This window comes from Calothrix anomala FACHB-343 (assembly GCF_014696435.1).
In the GTDB taxonomy this organism is placed as follows: Bacteria; Cyanobacteriota; Cyanobacteriia; order Cyanobacteriales; family Nostocaceae; genus Aulosira; species Aulosira anomala_A.
In genome coordinates this window covers 46,452-66,028 of record NZ_JACJQG010000029.1, presented here as the reverse complement: position 1 = coordinate 66,028, position 19,577 = coordinate 46,452, and the positions used below count along the sequence as shown (strand labels likewise).

General features: G+C 39.7%; 11 protein-coding genes. All 11 read right to left on the bottom strand.

The genetic code is table 11. The features are described 5' to 3' along the window. Positions 1 to 85 precede the first annotated feature (85 nt). The 11 genes from H6G08_RS17815 to H6G08_RS17765 all read right to left on the bottom strand — a co-directional run bounded on the left by H6G08_RS17815 (position 86) and on the right by H6G08_RS17765 (position 19,551). A complete protein-coding gene (locus tag H6G08_RS17815) occupies positions 86 to 3,634 on the bottom strand; it encodes a two-partner secretion domain-containing protein (protein ID WP_190545299.1) in 3,549 nt (1,182 codons plus the stop codon). Positions 3,635 to 3,669: 35 nt separating this feature from the next. Next, positions 3,670 to 5,964, bottom strand: a complete 2,295-nt coding sequence (locus H6G08_RS38205) for a DUF11 domain-containing protein (protein ID WP_190545297.1) — start codon at positions 5,962 to 5,964, stop codon at positions 3,670 to 3,672. A gap of 1,118 nt (positions 5,965 to 7,082) precedes the next feature. Next, positions 7,083 to 8,513, bottom strand: a complete 1,431-nt coding sequence (locus tag H6G08_RS17805; RefSeq protein WP_190545295.1) for an O-antigen ligase family protein — start codon at positions 8,511 to 8,513, stop codon at positions 7,083 to 7,085. Positions 8,514 to 8,633: 120 nt separating this feature from the next. Next, positions 8,634 to 9,560: a glycosyltransferase family 2 protein gene (locus H6G08_RS17800; RefSeq protein WP_190545293.1), complete on the bottom strand. Its 927-nt coding sequence runs from the start codon at positions 9,558 to 9,560 to the stop codon at positions 8,634 to 8,636. Further along, on the bottom strand, positions 9,478 to 10,680 hold the full coding sequence (locus H6G08_RS17795; protein WP_190545291.1) for a glycosyltransferase family 4 protein: 1,203 nt from the start codon (positions 10,678 to 10,680) through the stop codon (positions 9,478 to 9,480). Before H6G08_RS17795 ends, H6G08_RS17800 begins: the two co-directional genes overlap by 83 nt. 365 nt (positions 10,681 to 11,045) lie before the next feature. After that, positions 11,046 to 12,002 carry a glycosyltransferase family 2 protein gene (locus H6G08_RS17790; RefSeq protein WP_190545290.1) on the bottom strand — a complete coding sequence of 319 codons (957 nt, stop codon included), beginning with the start codon at positions 12,000 to 12,002 and terminating at the stop codon, positions 11,046 to 11,048. Beyond that, positions 11,996 to 13,144 (bottom strand): glycosyltransferase family 4 protein, encoded by a 1,149-nt coding sequence (locus H6G08_RS17785; RefSeq protein WP_190545288.1) that lies wholly within the window; start codon positions 13,142 to 13,144, stop codon positions 11,996 to 11,998. Before H6G08_RS17785 ends, H6G08_RS17790 begins: the two co-directional genes overlap by 7 nt. Position 13,145: 1 nt before the next feature. Next, positions 13,146 to 14,063: a hypothetical protein gene (locus tag H6G08_RS17780; protein WP_242046182.1), complete on the bottom strand. Its 918-nt coding sequence runs from the start codon at positions 14,061 to 14,063 to the stop codon at positions 13,146 to 13,148. 150 nt (positions 14,064 to 14,213) lie between these two features. Continuing rightward, positions 14,214 to 16,064, bottom strand: coding sequence for a heterocyst formation ABC transporter subunit HepA (gene hepA / locus H6G08_RS17775; protein WP_190545286.1), 1,851 nt, complete (start codon positions 16,062 to 16,064; stop codon positions 14,214 to 14,216). A 296-nt stretch (positions 16,065 to 16,360) separates the two neighbouring features. Continuing rightward, positions 16,361 to 17,131: a heterocyst development glycosyltransferase HepC gene (hepC, locus tag H6G08_RS17770; protein ID WP_190545284.1), complete on the bottom strand. Its 771-nt coding sequence runs from the start codon at positions 17,129 to 17,131 to the stop codon at positions 16,361 to 16,363. A gap of 170 nt (positions 17,132 to 17,301) precedes the next feature. Then, positions 17,302 to 19,551 (bottom strand): GumC family protein, encoded by a 2,250-nt coding sequence (locus H6G08_RS17765; protein ID WP_190545282.1) that lies wholly within the window; start codon positions 19,549 to 19,551, stop codon positions 17,302 to 17,304. Positions 19,552 to 19,577 lie beyond the last annotated feature (26 nt).

Sequence of the window (19,577 nt, the reverse complement as noted above, 5' to 3'; positions counted from 1 at the left end):
ATTAATTTAAATAAATACACAAAGCGCTGAACTCAGGTTGAAGCCAAAATATTTCATGTTGGGCAATTTTGAGCATATCTAGTCATTAATGGGGATTCGTTAAGCTGTTTGGCTGGTTTTGTAATTTTGATAGATTACTACAGTCAGGAGATTTATTAAAGCTTTCTTGAGGTAAAGATGCCACTAATTCTACTTCTCCTTGGGAATTAATTTTCCAACTGTTAGCAGCAACAATTAATTGTCTAATCTGCGGCAAAGTATAAGTTGCTTGATTGCGGCTCTCTGTAGTGGTAAAATCTCGCATATCGGACAAAAAAGTGAGTCCGCGAGCGGTTGTTGCTGGATCTGCGGGTAAACCACCTGTGCCGGTGATGATAAAGGAATTATTCTCAGTTGCGCTACAACTAGCAACTATGCGATCGCTTGGATCGGTGAGTTTATCTGCTAACGCTACCAACCCTGAACTCGGATCGATTTCTGGATTGTTAATCGATACAGTTCCCGAAACACCGAAAACTGAACTGGCTGTAATATCACTTCTAGAAGTAGGCTGCTGTTGAAACCCAGTCCCAAATAGGCTATTAGCTGTAATCTTGACATTACCACCACGACCAAAAAAAGCGTTAGCTGTAATATCGCTGTTTTCTGTGGGGACAGTGACGATAAAATTGGTGTCGATAATAATGTTACCGCCGTCACCACCTGCGCCAGCATTTCCCGCAGTGGTGGAAATCTCGCTTTCACGGCGTAATAATAATAAATCTGGTAATCTTAAACGAATATTCCCGCCATTGGTACTGGCTGTCTTTGCAGAAATCAGCGCTTGATTGTCGAGAATTAATTTATTGGCTTGAATTTCAATATCGCCACCAATTCCCGTACCTTGGCTATTAACAGAAATGGCTGCACCATCTTTGATTTCTACCAGTTCGGGATCGATGAAGATGTTACCGCCGTCGCCAGTAGAACCCCGAGTAGTGTTAGAAAATAAACCTGTATTTGCACCTGAGAGTAAAACTTTATCTTTGGCGATGATTGTGATATCGCCTGCTTTTCCCGCACTGGCGGTTAAGGCTTCTAACTGTGCGCCATTGGTAACAGATAAAGATGGTGTAATAATTTCCAGCTTACCGGCTTCTCCCGTTGCACCTTCTAATATACCGACAAAAGCGCCGCTAGGGTCAAAAAGTTCTCCAGGATCGCCATCAAAACTTACTGATTCACTGGCATTAATCAAAATATTACCTGCATTACCGACAGAATTAGTACTAGAACTAATAAAAGCGCCATTTTTCACTGTCAGTTGACCAGTTTTAATGGCAATATTGTTAGCATTACCTCGGGAACCGGGTAAAACTTCGCTGAGAATCGCGCTAGGAAGTACCACTGGTTCGGGAAAACCGGGGGGTGAAAATAAAACTGCACCATCAACCACAATGGATTTAGCAGATTCTATCTCGATTTTGCCTGCATTACCAATTCCTTCAGTGCTAGCTCTAATTTGCGCTCCTTCTTGCAAAGATAGGGAGCCAGTTTTAATTTTAATAATGCCACCATTACCTTGACCAATATCCCTGACAACGCTACTAAAACCACTAAAAACTCCATCTAAAGTGCCGGTAAGAGCGATCGCATCTTCTACATTTACCGTAATATTACCTGCATTGCCTAAATCTCTAGTTTGCGAGAATACTTGGCCTCCATTAGTAGCGACAAAGGTTTTACTGTTAATTTCTACATCCCCAGCATTTCCGCCAACTGTACTTCTGGTTTGAGTAGCGATAACAGAGTTGTTTAAAGAAATTGTCTCAGCATGAACAATGACATTACCAGCATTTCCCGCACGAGTAACGGTAGATAAATTTGCTTGATTTGCTTCTAAGGATTTAGCAGTAACTATTATGTTACCGCCAGTACCTGTGGCACTTCGACGCAAATTACTTTGCACAAAGTTACTCAAAGAAATTAAGGGGGCGTTGAGTGTAACATCGCCACCTTTACCAGCACCAAAAGCAGCCGTTTCAATAAAGGAACTTGCGCGAGGTGCTGCTTCTTGAATAATCGCGGCTTGACTTTTTAAGGTAATATTTCCGCCTACAGAACCGTAGGAAAAAATTTGCGTTCCCGCAGGCATAAAAATATCACTTTGCGCTAATAAAGTAATATTGCCACCAGGGTTATTAAACACAGTATTACCATCATCGAATGCAGAAGCACCAAGGATGAGCGGTGTAATAATTTTTCCTTTGGAATCAATGACAATATCACCGCCACTACCATCTGTAAATGTCTGAGCTAGGGATTTAATATTAATATCACCGGATAAATTAGGATTCGGCTGATACTGGTTGGTTAAATATATTAATCCTGCCTGATTAGTAATTTGATTAATAGTAATATTGGCATTACTAGCGTTACTATTTAGGATGGGGATAGGAGAAAAAGCGGCAGTATCTCCAGTAATTCCTATAGAGTTAAAGGCAGTTGTTCCGCCTCTAATATCAACAGTTGGTTTGAGACTACCATTAATTGAGACTTGGGTGACACCATCAGCTAAGGTAACTGTTTCATTAATAAAATTTGTCGTATCGGGACTAGTAATATTTAAACTATCAATTGTGACACTACCTCCTGCAAAAATGTGCAGAGAAGCCCCTGTATAACTATTAAAACTAACATCGCCACTAGCGCGAATAATCGGATCGTCAGTACTGGCTAAATCTCCGCCATTTCCATTCATTTGTTCGAGGCGAAAATTCCCACCAGTGAAAAATTGTGCATTTCCCCCAATAGCATTGGCGGAACGCAACAGCATATTATTACCTGCGAAAAAGCCACTATGAGGATGATTTAAAGCGAAAATGTCTATTTTATTGGCTTGGGCGACTAATTTCTGCCCAGATGAGGCGATAAAAGGCTGATTGACGCTATCTCTAATTTTTAATGTATCGGTAGCTTGTAAGGTTAAATTATTTCCTGCTTGTAACTGTCCTTGTAAGTCGAGATTTTTACCCACTAAAGTTAAATCTTGCCCTACAGATAAGTTACCAGAATTAGCGATGGCTTTGCCAACGCCTTCGGCGAACGCACTTTCGGGTGGTAACCAACTATCTAACCCTAAAGGCTGGTTGATGGTGAGTAGGGAAGGTGCTTTTGGGTTTTGCGTACCGAATCTTTCCCCATTGGGAAACAAGAAACTTTTGCTGGTACTGGCGAAAAAAGAACCAGATATATCTAAACGCGCATCTTTACCAAAAACAATGCCGTTAGGATTAATTAAGTATAAATTAGCACCGCCTAATACGCCCAGAGTTCCGAAAATATTTGAGGCTTGATTTCCCGTAACTCGTCCGAGAATATTCTCAATCCCTGACGGATTAGCAAAATAAACTCGTTGCTGATTACCGACGTTAAAGTCTTGGAAGCTGTGAAATAAATTACTACCCCGAATTGCACCACCATCAATGCGTTCTATATTACCGCTTGATTGTTGTACATTCGGGGTTACTACTGAGCTTTCTTTACCCAAACTATTGTCAGGGATAATCTGCGCCCATACACCAGGGGTTAAACTTAGGGTACAGGCGATCGCTCCACCACTTACCAAAATCTTAATTAATTTGTAGTGCACCATCTTAAGTTAGCTGATTGCTTCACTGAGGACTCTGGTTAAAATATAAAATCGTTGAGATTAACCGCAGTTACTCCTGTGAAAGTGATAGTACCACCATTTAAAGAGGTGAGATCTAGCTGGAGATTGTGATTAGTGAGGGAGACGAGGCTATCTTTAAGATTAATTACGCGATCGCCATTACTATCCAACATACCTTTAACTAGCTTCAGTTCTCTGAGGTCAATTTTGTCTTGACCTTTACAAAAATCAGTAATAATGTCGTTACCAAAGTTTACACCAAAGATAAAGTCATCAGCCCCCAATCCCCCGGTTAAAATATCGTTACCTCTACCACCGGTTAAGCTATCTCGACCATTACCCCCATTAATCGAGTCATTGCCATCAAAACCCGATAAAATATCATTACCATTACCGCCAACAATGACATCATTAAACCGACTTCCTGTAATGGTATCTTTGGCGTTATTGCCCTGTAATTGAAAATTTTGAATTGGATTAGTAATATTAACTTGCGATAAATCAATATTAGCTGACTTATTGCCTGATGCTAAAATTACTTGATTGACATTATTACCAATGGTAATGGTTTGAATTGACCAATTTTTCTCAAAATTATAAGTGCTAAGTTGTTGCAATCTGCTTCTAACTATTTTATCCCCATTGGCATCGTTAATCGTCACATTTACGCCAGTGGGATTGGTAAAATTAAATGAGTCTAAAGCCGCTTGTAAATTATTAAAAGTTCCCACCTGATTACCATTGCGATCGGTGACTACAGCATTTGTATCTGTCACAGCAATATTCACAAAATCCGTAGTACCTGGACTAAATTCACCAGCGTTAAAATCGATGGTTTCTGTTTGCGTACCATTGTCAAGAGTAAAGCTACCCTTATCAAAGCGATCGCGGCTATAAACGCCATCTTCAATAAACTTATATAGCGCATCTACTACCGCTTTTTCATCTTCAATATTCGATAAATCTCCATCAGCTTGTAAAGTATCCCAAACTGCTAAATCGGCTAAATATTGCGGATCGTTATTTTTCAGCCAACTTGCAAAAAAACTCGCGCTTCCAGTTTGACCAGGTGGTAAAAACTCCGATTGATTATTGGTAGGATAAGCTTTAGGCGCTGGTTCTACATCAGGATCGGGATTGAAAATATACGATCCGGGAGTACTACTAGGATCGAGTAAATCTTCAATGGAATAAATAGTAAATTGCTGTCCGTTATTTAGCGTTCCAGCTATTTTAAAGCTAGAAACATCTAACCTCGCGCTAGCTGTAATTGAGCCAGATTTGAGATTACTGCCATTAAAACCGACAATTTCCGCTTGATTGGTAATATTTAATAAGCCAAAATTAGCCCTTGGTTGATTGGCATTTTTTTGCACGTTGTAATGCAAAAAAAATGTCCCATTAAAAGGTGTATTATAATATTCTGGCAGTTCTGAATTAATATTGCCTGTAAGCGGGTCAAGAGTGCCTATTTGACCGGATAAATTAGCAGTTTTAACGTTATCAGTACTAACTTTGGCGTTAACTGTAATAGTTTTGGTTTCCCCAGGCGCTATACTATTAAATAGTATCTCAACTGTTTGGGCATTCCCATCACCACCACCAGCAGTATCAAGATTCACACCACCATCAAGACTGAGGCTTTGCAATGTTAAACCTATTGGCAAAACCTGGGTCATATCGTCTAAAATTTTCACATTGGTAGCGTTAACCGCACCATTATTAGTGACTTGAATTTGAAACGATACATCATCACCAGGAAGGGCTAAAAATTGCTCTGGTTTACCATCATTATTACCATCTACTTCTTTGGTAACCTTAGTAAATTTTTTGCTTAAATCTAACTTCACAACAGGTGCAGTTAAACTAGTGTAATCATCTTCATTAGGGTTGCGATTATTGACAACCGAATCTGGATCGCGTTGATTAGCTGCAATAATTTCTGCTACATTAGTATAAGCATCGGCGCTAGTTGCATTGACAACTTTACCCGTCAATACTAAGGTTGCACTACGTCCCGATTTGATATTACCAACATCCCAAATTCCGGTTTTGCTATCATAGGTACCCAGACTAGTAGTAGCTTTAACAAAGCTAAACCCAGCAGGTAATAAATCTTGAATTTTTACCCCGCTTGCATTAGCAGGGCCGCTATTATTTAATCTTAATGTAAAAGTAGCTTCACTACCTAATACTAAGGGAGTATTAGAGATAGTTTGCTTCAACGATAAATCAGCTAGTAAAGGTTCGCAGTAGTTGCTGCTGCTATTTTTTAAGGAAGTATCGGAAATTCTAGTAGTTTTAGTAGTCATAGTAATGATTACATCCGTGAGTAAATAAGAATGGGAAAAAGTCAAGTATAAAAATCTTCATTCTTGACTTTTTCACCAACATTGTTCTGAAAGATGGGGATTAAAAAGCTTAAATCTACATAGCTTTAATTAGCCTATATTGGTAAATCGAGGTCGATCCAGGGTAATAAATTTGTCTAATAGATGGCAAATATCTGCTTATCTGTATGTTAATAGCAAGCTTTTTTGAATAATTTTTGAATTATCAAATATTGCTTGACAAATTTTGTTAGATTTAACTTAAATCTTCGTCAAAAAAATACACATAAATATTATTTTACTGATGGATAAAATTTAAACTTTTGGGTACATGTCGGGTATTTTATGAAACTCTGTATTCAGAGTAAATCAACAAAATATTCCTGTTTTAGTTATTAAAGCACAATGTTATGTAATTCTAAAAATCTAGATAATATCTTTAAAAAAGCTGTCTTAGAGGCGCTTATATGAATAAATTGTTAAGTAGTAGATTTTTTGACTGCAAGTATGTATGCTAAATAATTTATAGATAAAAATACCTCTAAGCCTGATGCAGCAAGGCACAAGCGAAAAATTAATTTATCTGAAATTACTCACTGTTAGATGTTACTTTGAACAGAGAAAAATCAGCCGCTTATTTAAAACTTCATATTTCCAAAAATAGGCTGATTAGCAATTCTATCCAAGCTCAACTTTAGGCACAATTTAATATAAGTAGGGTGGTGCAATTAAATATAATTAGCAAGGGCTGTCATTAGTCATTAGTCATTCGTCATTGGTAAGGAGTTCATGCCTATTTACGTTTTGTAATATAGTTTGGTTTATTTATTGCATTCAGTGAAAGAACTGTTAAACAGAAATTCTTCTGCTTCAATTCGTTGATAATTGACAGTTAACTGTCAACTGTCAACTGTCAACAAGCGGCATAGCAGCGATTAAAGTATGCATTCCCTGGCATCGTTGCAATCGCCCAACAATACCAATTAACAGCCCTTGTAATGCTAAACATAAAAAATCGGGCAATCGATTGTGTGAAATAACATATCAATGCCCAATGCCCAATGCCCAATGCCCAATGCCCCATGCCCCATGCCCAATAACTACTTAATCCCCTGATGCTGATAATATTTATGTGCAGCCATAGCCATAGCCAGAAATCCCCAAAGCATCATACCGCCAACACTCAGCATCCCGCTACTAATAACTAGTTGTAAACAAAAACTGATACCAATAGCGCGGGCGGCACTAACAAAACTATCAAACTGTCCTTCAGTGTACTTACTAACATTAACTATCAATAAAATTAAACCACCTAAATAAGGTACAGCACCAAACCAGCCTAATGTGAAAAATATATCTAAAACGCCACTGTCAATTACAAATACTTCTATTTGTCCGGTTTTCTCATTGACTTTCCAAATATTTCCTAATCCATTACCTAACCCATTAGAAAGAGCAATGCTTAGGTTTCTATCGTAGCTTCCCGATCTATCTTTAAAGCTAGTATCATTTTCTAGATTAGAAAAACTCTCAAAGCGACTAACAACTATTTCAGAAATTGGCTCGATGGTTGTTAATGGTACAACACATACTGCCATTACCAAAATAATAGTAATTAACCGCATTTGAATTTTGGCTTTGACCGAACCTAAAATGAGAATTACTCCTAGTAACCAACCACCCCAATTAGTCCGTGCTTGGGCTAGGATAAATGATAAATAACCAACAGCAGAGGCAGGAAATATTAAAAATCCAGTTCTAGTAAATAATAATAATAAGCCAGCTTGCATGACAGAACCAAAAGGCCCGACTGAGTGCAGCGTACTCCATACGCGCATCCCAAAAGGTTCTGGATTACCAGAACTAGTAAACATTTTGGATTCTATGAGCCAGTATCTATCCCACTCTGGTGCTACGACAAATTGATATACACCATAAGCCCCCAAAATTAAGACACACCACAGAAATACCCGTTGAATATGCTGGCGATAACTGGGATAATCTCGCCAATTAGTAAATAAATGAAAAGCAAAAATAATCGGACTTAGCCAATCTAAAAGACCGCGTGCTACGGGTACAGGTGTATTATAAATTAGACCTACGAGAAAACCATAAAACACCCCAATAAAACCTAACAAAAAAGGTAAACCGCCTTGACGGATGCTACTAGGAAGATAGCGTAAGAAAGTACCTATACATACAAATACTACTAAATAGGGTGTTATTAGTATCTGACGAGTAGGGTCCCAACCTACTCGATAATCGATTAAACGTGCAACTAGGGGTGTGAGAAACCAAACCCACCAAGTAAAGCCGATATAGAGAATAGGATGACGAAAATAGAGAAATAAACCTACCAGTAAAGCTGTTGCGGGAAACACCAGACGCAACATTGCTGCTGCACCTGCAAAATAACAAACTACTGTGAGGAGTACAAAACCCAAGATTAGCATCCAAGCTTGTGGTGCGCGTTCTTGGGGTGAGAAATTCTCTTTTAATACACTATTGAAAAGTAATTGCTGAGAGGTCATTCAATTTTGGATTTATTTCGCTTTGCGTGTCAATGGTCAATGGTCAATAGTCAATAGTCAATAGTCAATAGTCAATAGTCATTAGTCATTAGTCATTAGTCATTAGTCATTAGTCATTAGTTATTTTACGAATTGTCTATGTGTTTGCCATCCTTGCCAACGTCCTTGCAAAGATGCCCACCATTTTTTACCAGCTAATTGACCTTGACTGGGTAAAAGTCTTAACCATTGAATTAAGCCTAAACTATCTCTGGTACCGATGAAGATTGCCCAGATTAAAAAGACTAAACGCCGCAATGGAGGTAAATTTTCTAATAATACTAATGTTTCGTTATGAACTAAATTAATAAAGGCAATTTCGTTAAAATTATGGCGTTGGTCTTCATCAAAACGTTGTGCAGGATAGTGATCTACTGCCACTTTTGGATCGTAAATTAACTTCCAACCTGCGCGTTTTAAGGCGAGGGTAAATGCCATTTCAAAATGTACTTGTGCCCCTGTACCGCGCATTCTTTCGTCAAACCGCAAATTAGCAGTCGCTTTTTGCCGAAAACTCATGTTCACACCTTTGAGAACATCGACTTCACGGGGTTCTCCCACTCCTAGATGATGGTTACCAATGACTCTACCAAACCATTGCAACTTACCGACGATTTGCCGCGATTCATCTAGCAGTCGGTTTCCTTGATGAACCCAATCACGCCCACCTACACCAGCAATGCGGCTATCTGCAAGAAAATGGGCGTTGATTTTCTCTAACCAATCTGGGCGAGGTGCAGCATCATCATCTGTAATTGAAACAATATCACCTTCTACTACAGCTAATCCAGCGTTGAGGGCGGCTACAACTCCGGGAACGCTAACTGTAACGGTTTGCAGTGGTAGGTTATATGCTGATTGGGCGAGGAATTCCCAAGTTTGGCTATCTGTATCGCGGACAACAACGATTACTTGATCTACAGGTTTAGTTTGCGCCTGTAGGGCTAACAGACAACGAGACAGATCCAGAGGACGGCGATAAGTGGGGATGAGAACTGTGTTCTTCATTCTGGATTAACTCCTCAAATAGATCCACATAGGTTTGTGCCATCGTATTCCAGCTATATTGTTCGGCGACGGAACGGGCGGCTTGAGCCATTTGCTGCATTAAAGGGCGATCGCAGACTAAAGACAACAAAGCGGCGACTAAAGCCTCAATATCATCGGAATCGGGCAAAATTACCCCGCATTCTGGCGTTACTAATTCTGCACCGCCAGTAGCAGAGGCGGTAATCACAGGTAAACCAGAAGCGAGGGCTTCTAATAATACGAGGGTGCAAGCTTCATAACGGGAAGGAAATACAAATAAATCCACAGCCCGCATAATTGCAGCGATATCACGGCGATAGCCTAAAAAATGCACTCGTTCGCTGATACCTAAAGTTGCCGCTAGTTGGGGAAAGGGGCTACCCTGGGTGCTACCTACCACTACTAAATGTAAATCGGGGACTTTAGCTAAGGCGTAAAGTACGGTGTCTAGGTTCTTTCTGGTGGTGCGGATATCGCCAGCAAAGAGGGCGAGGGGGACATTGGCTGGTAAACCCCATGTTTGACGATTGCTGATACCAGGGGTAAATTCTTCTAAGTCTACGCCGTTGACAATTACCTGAATGCGCGATCGCGGAACGCCAATATTCACTAATTCCTGGGCGACTTTCTCGGAGACAGCAACGACTACTTGCGCTTTTTGGAATGCTTGCTTTTCCCAATGGGCGTTTAAAGCAGTATACAGCCATTGGTACAAACCATAAGCATCGCGACGGGTGCGGGAAATATGCACAGGCGATCGCCACCAAGAACTATGGACAAAATGTACAGCATTCACATTTGCTGCTGTGTTAGTAATTGCGCCGTTGACTTTAACTAAATCAATCTCAGCGCGATTTTTTTGTAACCAATCGGCACTTTTTTGCGCAAATACGAAATTACGCAAAAATTCTGTGGGGAATTTCTGAACGGGAATTTCTATCCATTTTACTAGGCTATTTTCTGCTAACTCTGGTGCAACTTCGCTAGCTAATAATGTCAGGTGATGTCCGCGACGAATTACTTCTTTAGCAACCTCATAATTAACTCGTCCTTGACCATCACCTTTTTTAAATTTGTGGGTAACAATGCAAAGTTTCACACAATACTTCCTTAATTAATTAGGTTTGGTCGGCGTAATTAAATATAACTGTGGTTGTCATTTGTCATTTGTCAGAGACGCGATGAATCGCGTCTGTACAATTGTCATTTGTCATTGGTAAGGGGCTTAAGTCGATTGATGTTTCGTAATCTGCTTTGGTTTATCGTACATTAAAGGATTTAAATTCCCAAATGAAAATGTCTTTAATGCGCGAATTTTGAATTATGCTTACTTAGTTAATGATAATACTTCTCAGTAATATCCAAGTTAAAGATAGTTGCACCCATAGATAAATACCTGCGAATACACATAATTTATTAGTTAAATTTTGTGTTTTTCTCCGTCTTGTTCTCATTTCATTACGGTTATAAAATAAATGTTAGTGCTAAAGCAGCTAGAGTGCGTAAGTTTAATTTCTGCTGACTCAATGCTTGCCAAAGATAAGGACGGGCTGCATCTTTCTGTTTGTTGCGAATTAAGCCAATCCCTAAAGTTGTATTAGCTTCTAACCATTTATGATGAAAGTATGACTTAAATTCTTGCAGTTTGGGGTCTGACATCAAGGTTTGATAACAAAATAATTCGCTTTTAGCCTTGCGAATTTTGGCTTGGGCATCATGAGAACCACTGAGTATGGTATCAGTTTGCTCGTGGACGCGATAGCGCGTTAATCTTTCAGGAGAATAGTAAGCGCCATAGCCAGATATACTGCAAAGATAGGTTAAATATAAATCCCACATACCACCAACTTCTGCGGGAATTTTATTCCAATCAACAAGACTAGCACGAATTACACAAGCAGCAGCAGTAGGTATACTTTTATCTATTAAGCCTATTTTCGTAAAAGATTGATAAACTCCTGGAGCTAATTTATGGCGTTTAAAACCCCTTGTATTCTCTTCTGTAGCTGGGTAATTAATATTACCTTTAGCATCGATAATATATTGATCGCAAAAAGCCAGAATCAGGTCGGGATTAGCTTCTAATGGTGGTACTAGTTTGGCTAAAAAGTCTGCATTCCACATATCATCATCATGCAGGCTAGCAACATATTTACCACGCGCTATTTTAAAGCCATGCATTTGATTAGCAATCATGCCAATATTTTGTGGATGTCGCCAAAAGCGGATACGCGGATCGGCAAAAGATTCAACAATCGGTAAGGGATTTTCTGCACTACAATTATCAGAAATAATAATTTCAATATTTTGATAAGTCTGTTTAACGGCGCTAGCGATCGCGTGTTTGAGATACTCTGGTCGATTATAGGTAGGAATGATCACGCTCACCAGTGGTTCAGATAATTGATTATCGTTCAACATAAATTTCTCTGGTTATTTCTTGCATGGAATTCAGTGATGGTTTTGGTATAAATTGCTGCTAATCGCTGAACATGAATATCAATGGTATATTCTTCCTGATACCAAGCTTGACCTTGTTCGCCAATTAATCTGGCTTTGCGATAGTTATTAGCTAGTTCATTAATCGCCGCAGCCAACTGGGAAATATCATTAGGTGAAATGAGAATTCCTGTTTTTCCATCTTGTACATATTCGGGAATTCCCCCGACAGCACTAGCAATTACAGGGCGATAGCGTGCATAAGCTTCTAAGGTGACAAGACCGGCTGGTTCTGGCCACAAACTAGGAAAAATTACAGCCAAGCACTGTTGATAAAGGGTTTCTAATTGCTCTGGGTTACACCAACCATGCCATGTAATGCGATCGCTTAACCCTAAATCTTGAGCTAATTGTTCCATTCGTGGTTTACTCCAACCATCACCGGCAATATCTAAATGGATATGTCGCTCAGTTTTGCTTAAGGCTTTGAGTAGCCAATCTAAACCTTTATCGGGAACAATGCGACCAACAAACAAAATGCGCTGATTTTGATGAATTGTCCGTTTGAGAGGTTCTGTGGGGAGATTAGGCGATCGCACACCACAATGGAGGGTAATTATCCGCTCAGGTGCTATCCCTACACGAATAATTTGTTGACGCACATATTCGCTATTGGCGATTACGGGAATTTTCAGTGTTTTCAGTATAGTTAAGGGATTATAAGCATTCCACCAATCACCAATAATTTTGTGTGGTCTGCGGCTACCACAACCATCTACGACATGACCCCACAAGCATCCTAGAGGATCGAGGGAGCGATCGCAGATTTTGCCTCGGTCTGCTAAATATTTGGTACCGCTAGGACAGTAGGTGCAGTGATTGTGCAGAGTAAATATGGTGGGACATTCTTCACGGATATCGGCTAATAATTCCGGATCGTGGATGTGCAGCAACTCAAACTGAGTTTGATCCTCGGTTTTTATCTCCTTGAGAACGCGATCGCTAACTCCAGAAATTTTTGATAGTGCTAAAGAAGCAACATAAGTTTCAATGCCACCACCTCCTTTCATATTAGTGTTGGTACAGTGATAAATCATTTTGGTATTAGTTACAATTTTGCTCATTTTATACACCGACATTCAACCAAAATTTGTGCCTGACATCGTTCACATAATGCCTTAATGCAATCTGCTGTGAAGCGTAACGGTCAGGATACATAAATTGGTCGTCAACATTAATTATATATTTATCTTTTGTGAGTGGTTTAGCATGGGCATGATGCATAGCTAAATGAACTACAGTTTGGTCTGTATAAAAAATCGGTGATTCGACAAATTTAGCAACTCTCTCTAATGGTGAATACCAATCTAATTGCTGTTTTAAGATGAAGAAACCTGCGTTAACTGGGTTAATTTTTTCATCGCTTTCTAAAAGAATGCGATCGTCTAAAGAAGGTTTACAATCTGGTAAATACCAAGGTAAATTATCTCTAGATTGACATAGAGCAATTAAATCTGTAGCCCCAGGAAAAAATAAAATATCCGCATCTGTATAAATTGTGGGGCTGTCAATCTTTAATGACATTAAAGCTGCCAATCTTTTCCACATAGCCTTAGTGGGTCGATGGGGATGATTTAAGGCATGTTTAAAGATATAATCGGGAATTTGTGGAGCGGCTAAATCTTGCCAATCAACAACATCTACACAAGGGTGAATTTGCGACAATAATTTACAAGAGTTAACCGTATAACTACCATCAGAAATCACAGTAAATTTATGAGGTACGCCTACATGACGAATAAACGAGCGAATACTTGCTACCTGTACAGCTAAATCTCGTTCGCAGGAAAAAGCATAGACATTAATATTGACTTGGCGCGCTTGTTTAATCGGGATATTAATAATTTTATCAACAATTTGTGTATAGATACTGCTGATAAATTGCCCTTGAATTTTACTGGAATGGTAGCCGATATTTACCATTGAATTTACCTCATACAATATAGGTAAGTTAGTTTTATTTACAGAGGTATTTATCGCCATCTGGACATTTTGCTGAACAAAGTCGTGAAAATTTAAACTTAAAAATATTTTCAGATGGAGATTGCCAAGCACCCATCTGAAAATGATACTAAGTATAAACTTAGAGGTCTAAAGTTTTGGGATTGACGGTGCAATCAACAAGAGTAAATTTTAGCCTATTTGACCCATTTCATACTGAGACTTATGATATTCCCAAAGTTTACCTTTTAACTCCAGGAGTTCTTGATATTTACCTTGTTCAACGATGCGTCCTTGTTCGAGAACTACAACTTTATCGGCGTTGGCGATAGTTGAAAGACGGTGCGCGATCGCAATTACTGTTCGTCCAGCAGATAACTTTTCTAGGGATTCCTGAATTAACCGTTCGGTAACCGAATCTAAGGCGCTGGTAGCTTCATCCAAAATCAAAATTTCTGGATTGCGTAATAAAGCACGCGCGATCGCAATTCTTTGGCGTTGTCCCCCAGATAATCTCACACCCCTATCTCCTAATTGGGTATCAAAACCTTCAGGCATGTCTAAAATAAATTCTATTGCATTCGCTTGTTTGGCAGCTTCTTTAATTGCTGCTACTGTCGCGCCTGGGGTACCGTAAGCAATATTATTCCAGACAGAAGTGTTAAAAATAAACGTATCTTGGCTAACAACAGCTATCTTGCGCCGCAGGGAATTAATGTCAAATTTCTTGACATCAACTTCATCAATATATATATATCCCTGGGTAGCATCATGAAATCGGGGAATTAAATCTGCAAGCGTGGTTTTACCTGCACCCGATCCACCGACTAAGGCAGTCATTTTGCCTTTTTCAATCGACAGGGTAATATTATTCAACACTAAATTTTCGGCATTATAACCAAAATCTACCCCTACCAAGTCAATTGACCTTTTTATTCCCGGAAACGCCAGCTTACCGTTTTCAAAGTAAGTTTTATCTTCAGTTCTCAACAAGTCTTTAATATTATTTACTGAACCATGCATGGTACTGAGAAAAGCTCTAGTTCCATTCATATCTTGGACAAAGGGTACTAGGCGAAATAGAACAAAGAAAAAAGTTAAAAGCGATGCAACTTGTAGGGTACCATTCGCTACAAATAAAGTGAATGCCAAAATAATCATACCAATTAACACCGTTGTGGCTACGCCTTCGGCAATTGGTCTTACCAAAGTCCAGGTATAAATTACTTTTGTCGAACTACTCACGACGCGATCGCTAGCTTGATAGTAACGCTGACGCTCAAATTCTTGAGTCCCAAAGGCGTTAACTGTGCGAATTCCGTTAATGAATTCCATAGCTGTGGAGGTAAAAGTCCCATTAGCAACGGACATACCAAAACTGCTTTCCCTCACTCTGGCGTTAAGATTAGATAACCCTACCCCTAACAGCGTAAATAACATCAGAGAAATAATTGCCAGTTGCCAAGAAAGCAAAAACATGGAAATTAAATAAACCAGAGTAGTAATGATTCTTGTAAACAAAAATGCCACGCCACTAAAACCCTGTCTGATGCGTTCAATTTCTGTAGTAATAGTGTTAATTAGTTCCCCAGAACGCACTTGAGTGTAAAAGCTTAATGGTAAAGCTTGCAACTGTTCAAAAATCTGCTTACGTAAGCGATCGCCAAGATGCAGTTGAGTTAATTCTGTATAGACTTGAGCAAAATAATTAAAAGTTGCTCGCATCCAAGTAGTTAATAAAATCAGCAAGCAAATCCGATATAACCGACTATGTACTGATTGATTAATTCCTAAAATGGCAATATCAAACCACTCGATACCTGTACGCACAGGTTGAGCATTTGGAGTAGTTAAACTTTGTAAAAAAGATAATAAAAAGCCGATGCTGACACCTTCAAAGGTGGCTGCTAAAAAAGAAAATACAATTGCTAAAACCGCAATTTTGCGAAAATGTTTAAATTCTCGTAATATTAAATGATTTTCTTGCCAGAAATTACTAGCTTTAAATAAATTTTTGAGCGTCAGCTGAATTTGCAAAGACATGGATATTGTTTACGAATAGTGGGGCTAGATATACAGGCAGTTAGTACGGGCTGGTGTAGGGGCGGGTTTACCGATATCCTCGTCGATCAACAAAGATCCAAATAAACCCGCCCCTACGGGCAACAGTCAACAGCCCTGACGATGGATTGTGCAACTTAAAAGCAAAATAACTTAAACATCTCAAATGCGATAACTGCACTGCATAGGGAGAGTCTTGATGTAGAGAAATTTCCAATCCTTGTGATTCAGATTGATGTTTTGAAATTCCTCAACAATCAAATCTCATCAGCAAGAAATTACAGGGTTTGTCCATCTAAATTTAACAGGTTCATCTCTGGGCTGATTTCCCATGCACCGCTCATTGCTGGTACTGGATTTGCGTCTTTTTGGGCTTCTGAACTCAGATAGACTACATCCTCTAAAGTCCAACAACGAGAGCCGATGAAACCGCGATCGCCTTGTAATATATTAAATAACTGCGGCAATTTGTGCAGATTATATTGAAGCATCCAACGCCCCAAGCGTGTCAGGTTTTGCTGCTCAGTGGTACGAAAATTGATAGCGCGAAACAGTTTACCACTTTCTGCTACCTGCCACTCAGAAGAGAAAATTGACCCTGGTGAATCAACTTGCATGAGTACAATCAAGGCTAACATCGCCGGAATCGCTAACACCAGCAAGAATAAAGCCACAATCCAATCCACAAGGCGCTGAAATGGCTTTTTCCCAGATTTAGCTTTACCTAGTTTCAGCCGTTGATTACCAGAGGGGAAACGTAAATACATTGGCTTATTTGCTTGTTCGCAAGCTTCTACCCATAACGATAACCAAGCTTCACCCAGCCGAGAATCTATACTTACCAATTTCACGGGCGAATGTTTTAAACAATCTACTAACAACTGTTGGTTATATAAAGAAGGTAGATATGGCTGTTTGATATCTTTAGGAGACTTCACCCACAGCTGACCTCGTCGCCACAATAGGGTGCAATATGGAGAGAGAAGTTCTTGGTGTTGCTCAGTTGGATTGTAGTGATTTTGCCGAGAGGGAATGATTGAAGTAGTCATAGTCACCAGAGGTGTAGAGTAATTCATGACTCGTTAGGGAAATTTTGGGGTTTAAAACCCCGTCCTCGATGGAAGACTTGAAGATGGTTGTGAACTTGATAATTCAACCCTCGTAGTGAGAACTTCAATCCTCAAAAATAGGACTAAAATCCTGACTACGACGAAATGCTTTATTTTTCTAAAGCTTGTTGCAAAGCCAATCTTTGTGGCTTGTTATAGGGTACATATGTGCTTTGAGAACTAGAAGCACCATTGGCGACAACTCCAATCAAATTTAACTTGCTCAACATCCCTGTAGCTTGCGCCATTTGAGCGCGAGTTACCCTACCAATACTGGCTACCATCACCACATTGCGACAAGATGAGGCGGTGAGCATTGCATCCACCAAACCCAACACCGGTGAACCATCTACCAGTACCAAATCGTAATTTTCCTCAAATGCCGCCATTAGTTGTTTCATTCGTGGAGAACTCAAGAGATTGGCTGCATCTGCTGGTATAGGCCCGGCAGTCAAAATATCAATGTAAGATGAACCTGAGTATTGAATACTCATTTGGTTGGGAACAGCCGCCTCACTCGTCAAGAGAGTGGAAAGTCCTTGATCGTTGGGAAGATTTAGCTGATGATGCAGACTCGGCTCCCGTAAGTTGGCATCAATTAACAGTACCTTTTTGTGTAACCGTGCAGCACTCATAGCCAAACCTAAAGCCAAAGCTGATTTACCCTCATCGGGTAAAGCCGAGGTGATCATCAAAGATTTTAAATTGGTAACAGTATTGAGTAACTCAATATTCTTATAAATCAAATCGAGAGATTCCCAACTCGGAGGAGATTGCAAAACTTGCACTGTCCAAGGTGCGAGAACTTCTGGCTTCCCAAAAGGTAACTTAATCAATGAATCTCGCGGTTGTGTAGCCGGTAACTTAGGCGTAATTCCTAACACAGGCAGTGCAACCTGCTTCTCTAATTCTGCAGTTGTATGAACCGCATCATCAGAGGCTTCTCTGACAAAAGCTGCAATTCCTCCCAACATTAAGCCAACCACTGCACCCAACAACAAATTCTGCTGGAGATTGGGGCCTATTAGCATCCCTCTTTGGGGTTCTTCCACAACTTCCCAATTAAATCCGCCTTTAGAAAGTTCTTGTCTTAACTGTTGTTCTGCGCGTAACAGTTGTTCCAAACGTTCGCGGCTAAATTGTAACTGCGGTAGTATGCGATTGTAATAAGCCAAAAGCGGCGGAAAACGCTTGAGTTGTAAGCGTAAATCGTTCTCTTTCTGTGCCAAAGTTTGATCGCGTGCAGCTAATGAAACTATCGTAGTCTGGGTTTCTACTAACTGACCTGCAAGATTCAGGTCAATTTGACCAAGTTGTCCTTGTTCTAAAAGATTTTCTCCCGCAACCGCATTAGCTGGGATTCCGCCTAAAGTTCTGCTAACTTCTTGTTGTAATAATTGCTTTTGTCCCTCTAGTTGTTCTTGCAACTTTTGGACGCTAGGAGTCTCTTCTGTGAAGCGCAAACGTTCTTGTGATAAAGCCAGTTCGGTTTTTTGAATTTCGTTCAATAAACCTTGATAGCGAGTAGATTGACTCAAACGAGAAGAAACCAGCGCATTTTGTGGAGAGCGGTTAAGTTGTGCTTGCAAAGATTGTTGACGCGCCACAGCTTCTTGATAGAGAGAACGGGTAGTGCGTCTTTCTTCTTGGATTTTGTTTAAATTATCTTCTAATGCTTTGGCTTGTGTTTCTGGATCGATTAAATTTTGAGTGCGGCGGAACCTTTGCAAATTGGTTTCCGAAGCATTCACTTCATCACTAGCTTTTTTTAACTGATCGCGAATAACTTGCAGACCTTTTTGTAAGCGTGTATCTTGCTGCTGCTTGTTATAATCCACATACACTTGGCGAATCGCCGCTAGGACTTTTTGGGTTTTAATGGGATCGTTAGAAGTATATTCAACTTGGAAAATTTTGGTTAAGACATTATCTTCTTTAGTTTTGATTTGATTTAAAACCAAGGAAGTTTTAATTTCCCCTACAGTCATATCCGGGTAATCTTTTTGCAGCATATCGACTGCTTTTTGAATTAGTCCCGAACTCTGCATCAAGTTAAGCTGAGTTGCTGTATCTATTTCAATGTTAACGTCGGTAAATTGGTTTTCTAATCCGGCTTTTTCTGGTTTAACTTGATAGTTAGGTTCGACTAATAACTGCATGGAACTTTTATAAGTCGGCTTAGTTTTAGTCGTAATAAAACCTGCCAAAGTAATGGAAGTCAAAAATACCAGTAAAAACCAAGGAAATCGGCGGACAAGTACAGCAAACATTTTTCCATAACCAACTTCATTGTCGGCAGTTGGATTAGGAATTGAATTAGGGCTGGAATTGAGGCTGGGATTGAGACTCGCTTGAACCACGTTTATTATCCTTATGTTTGAGACGC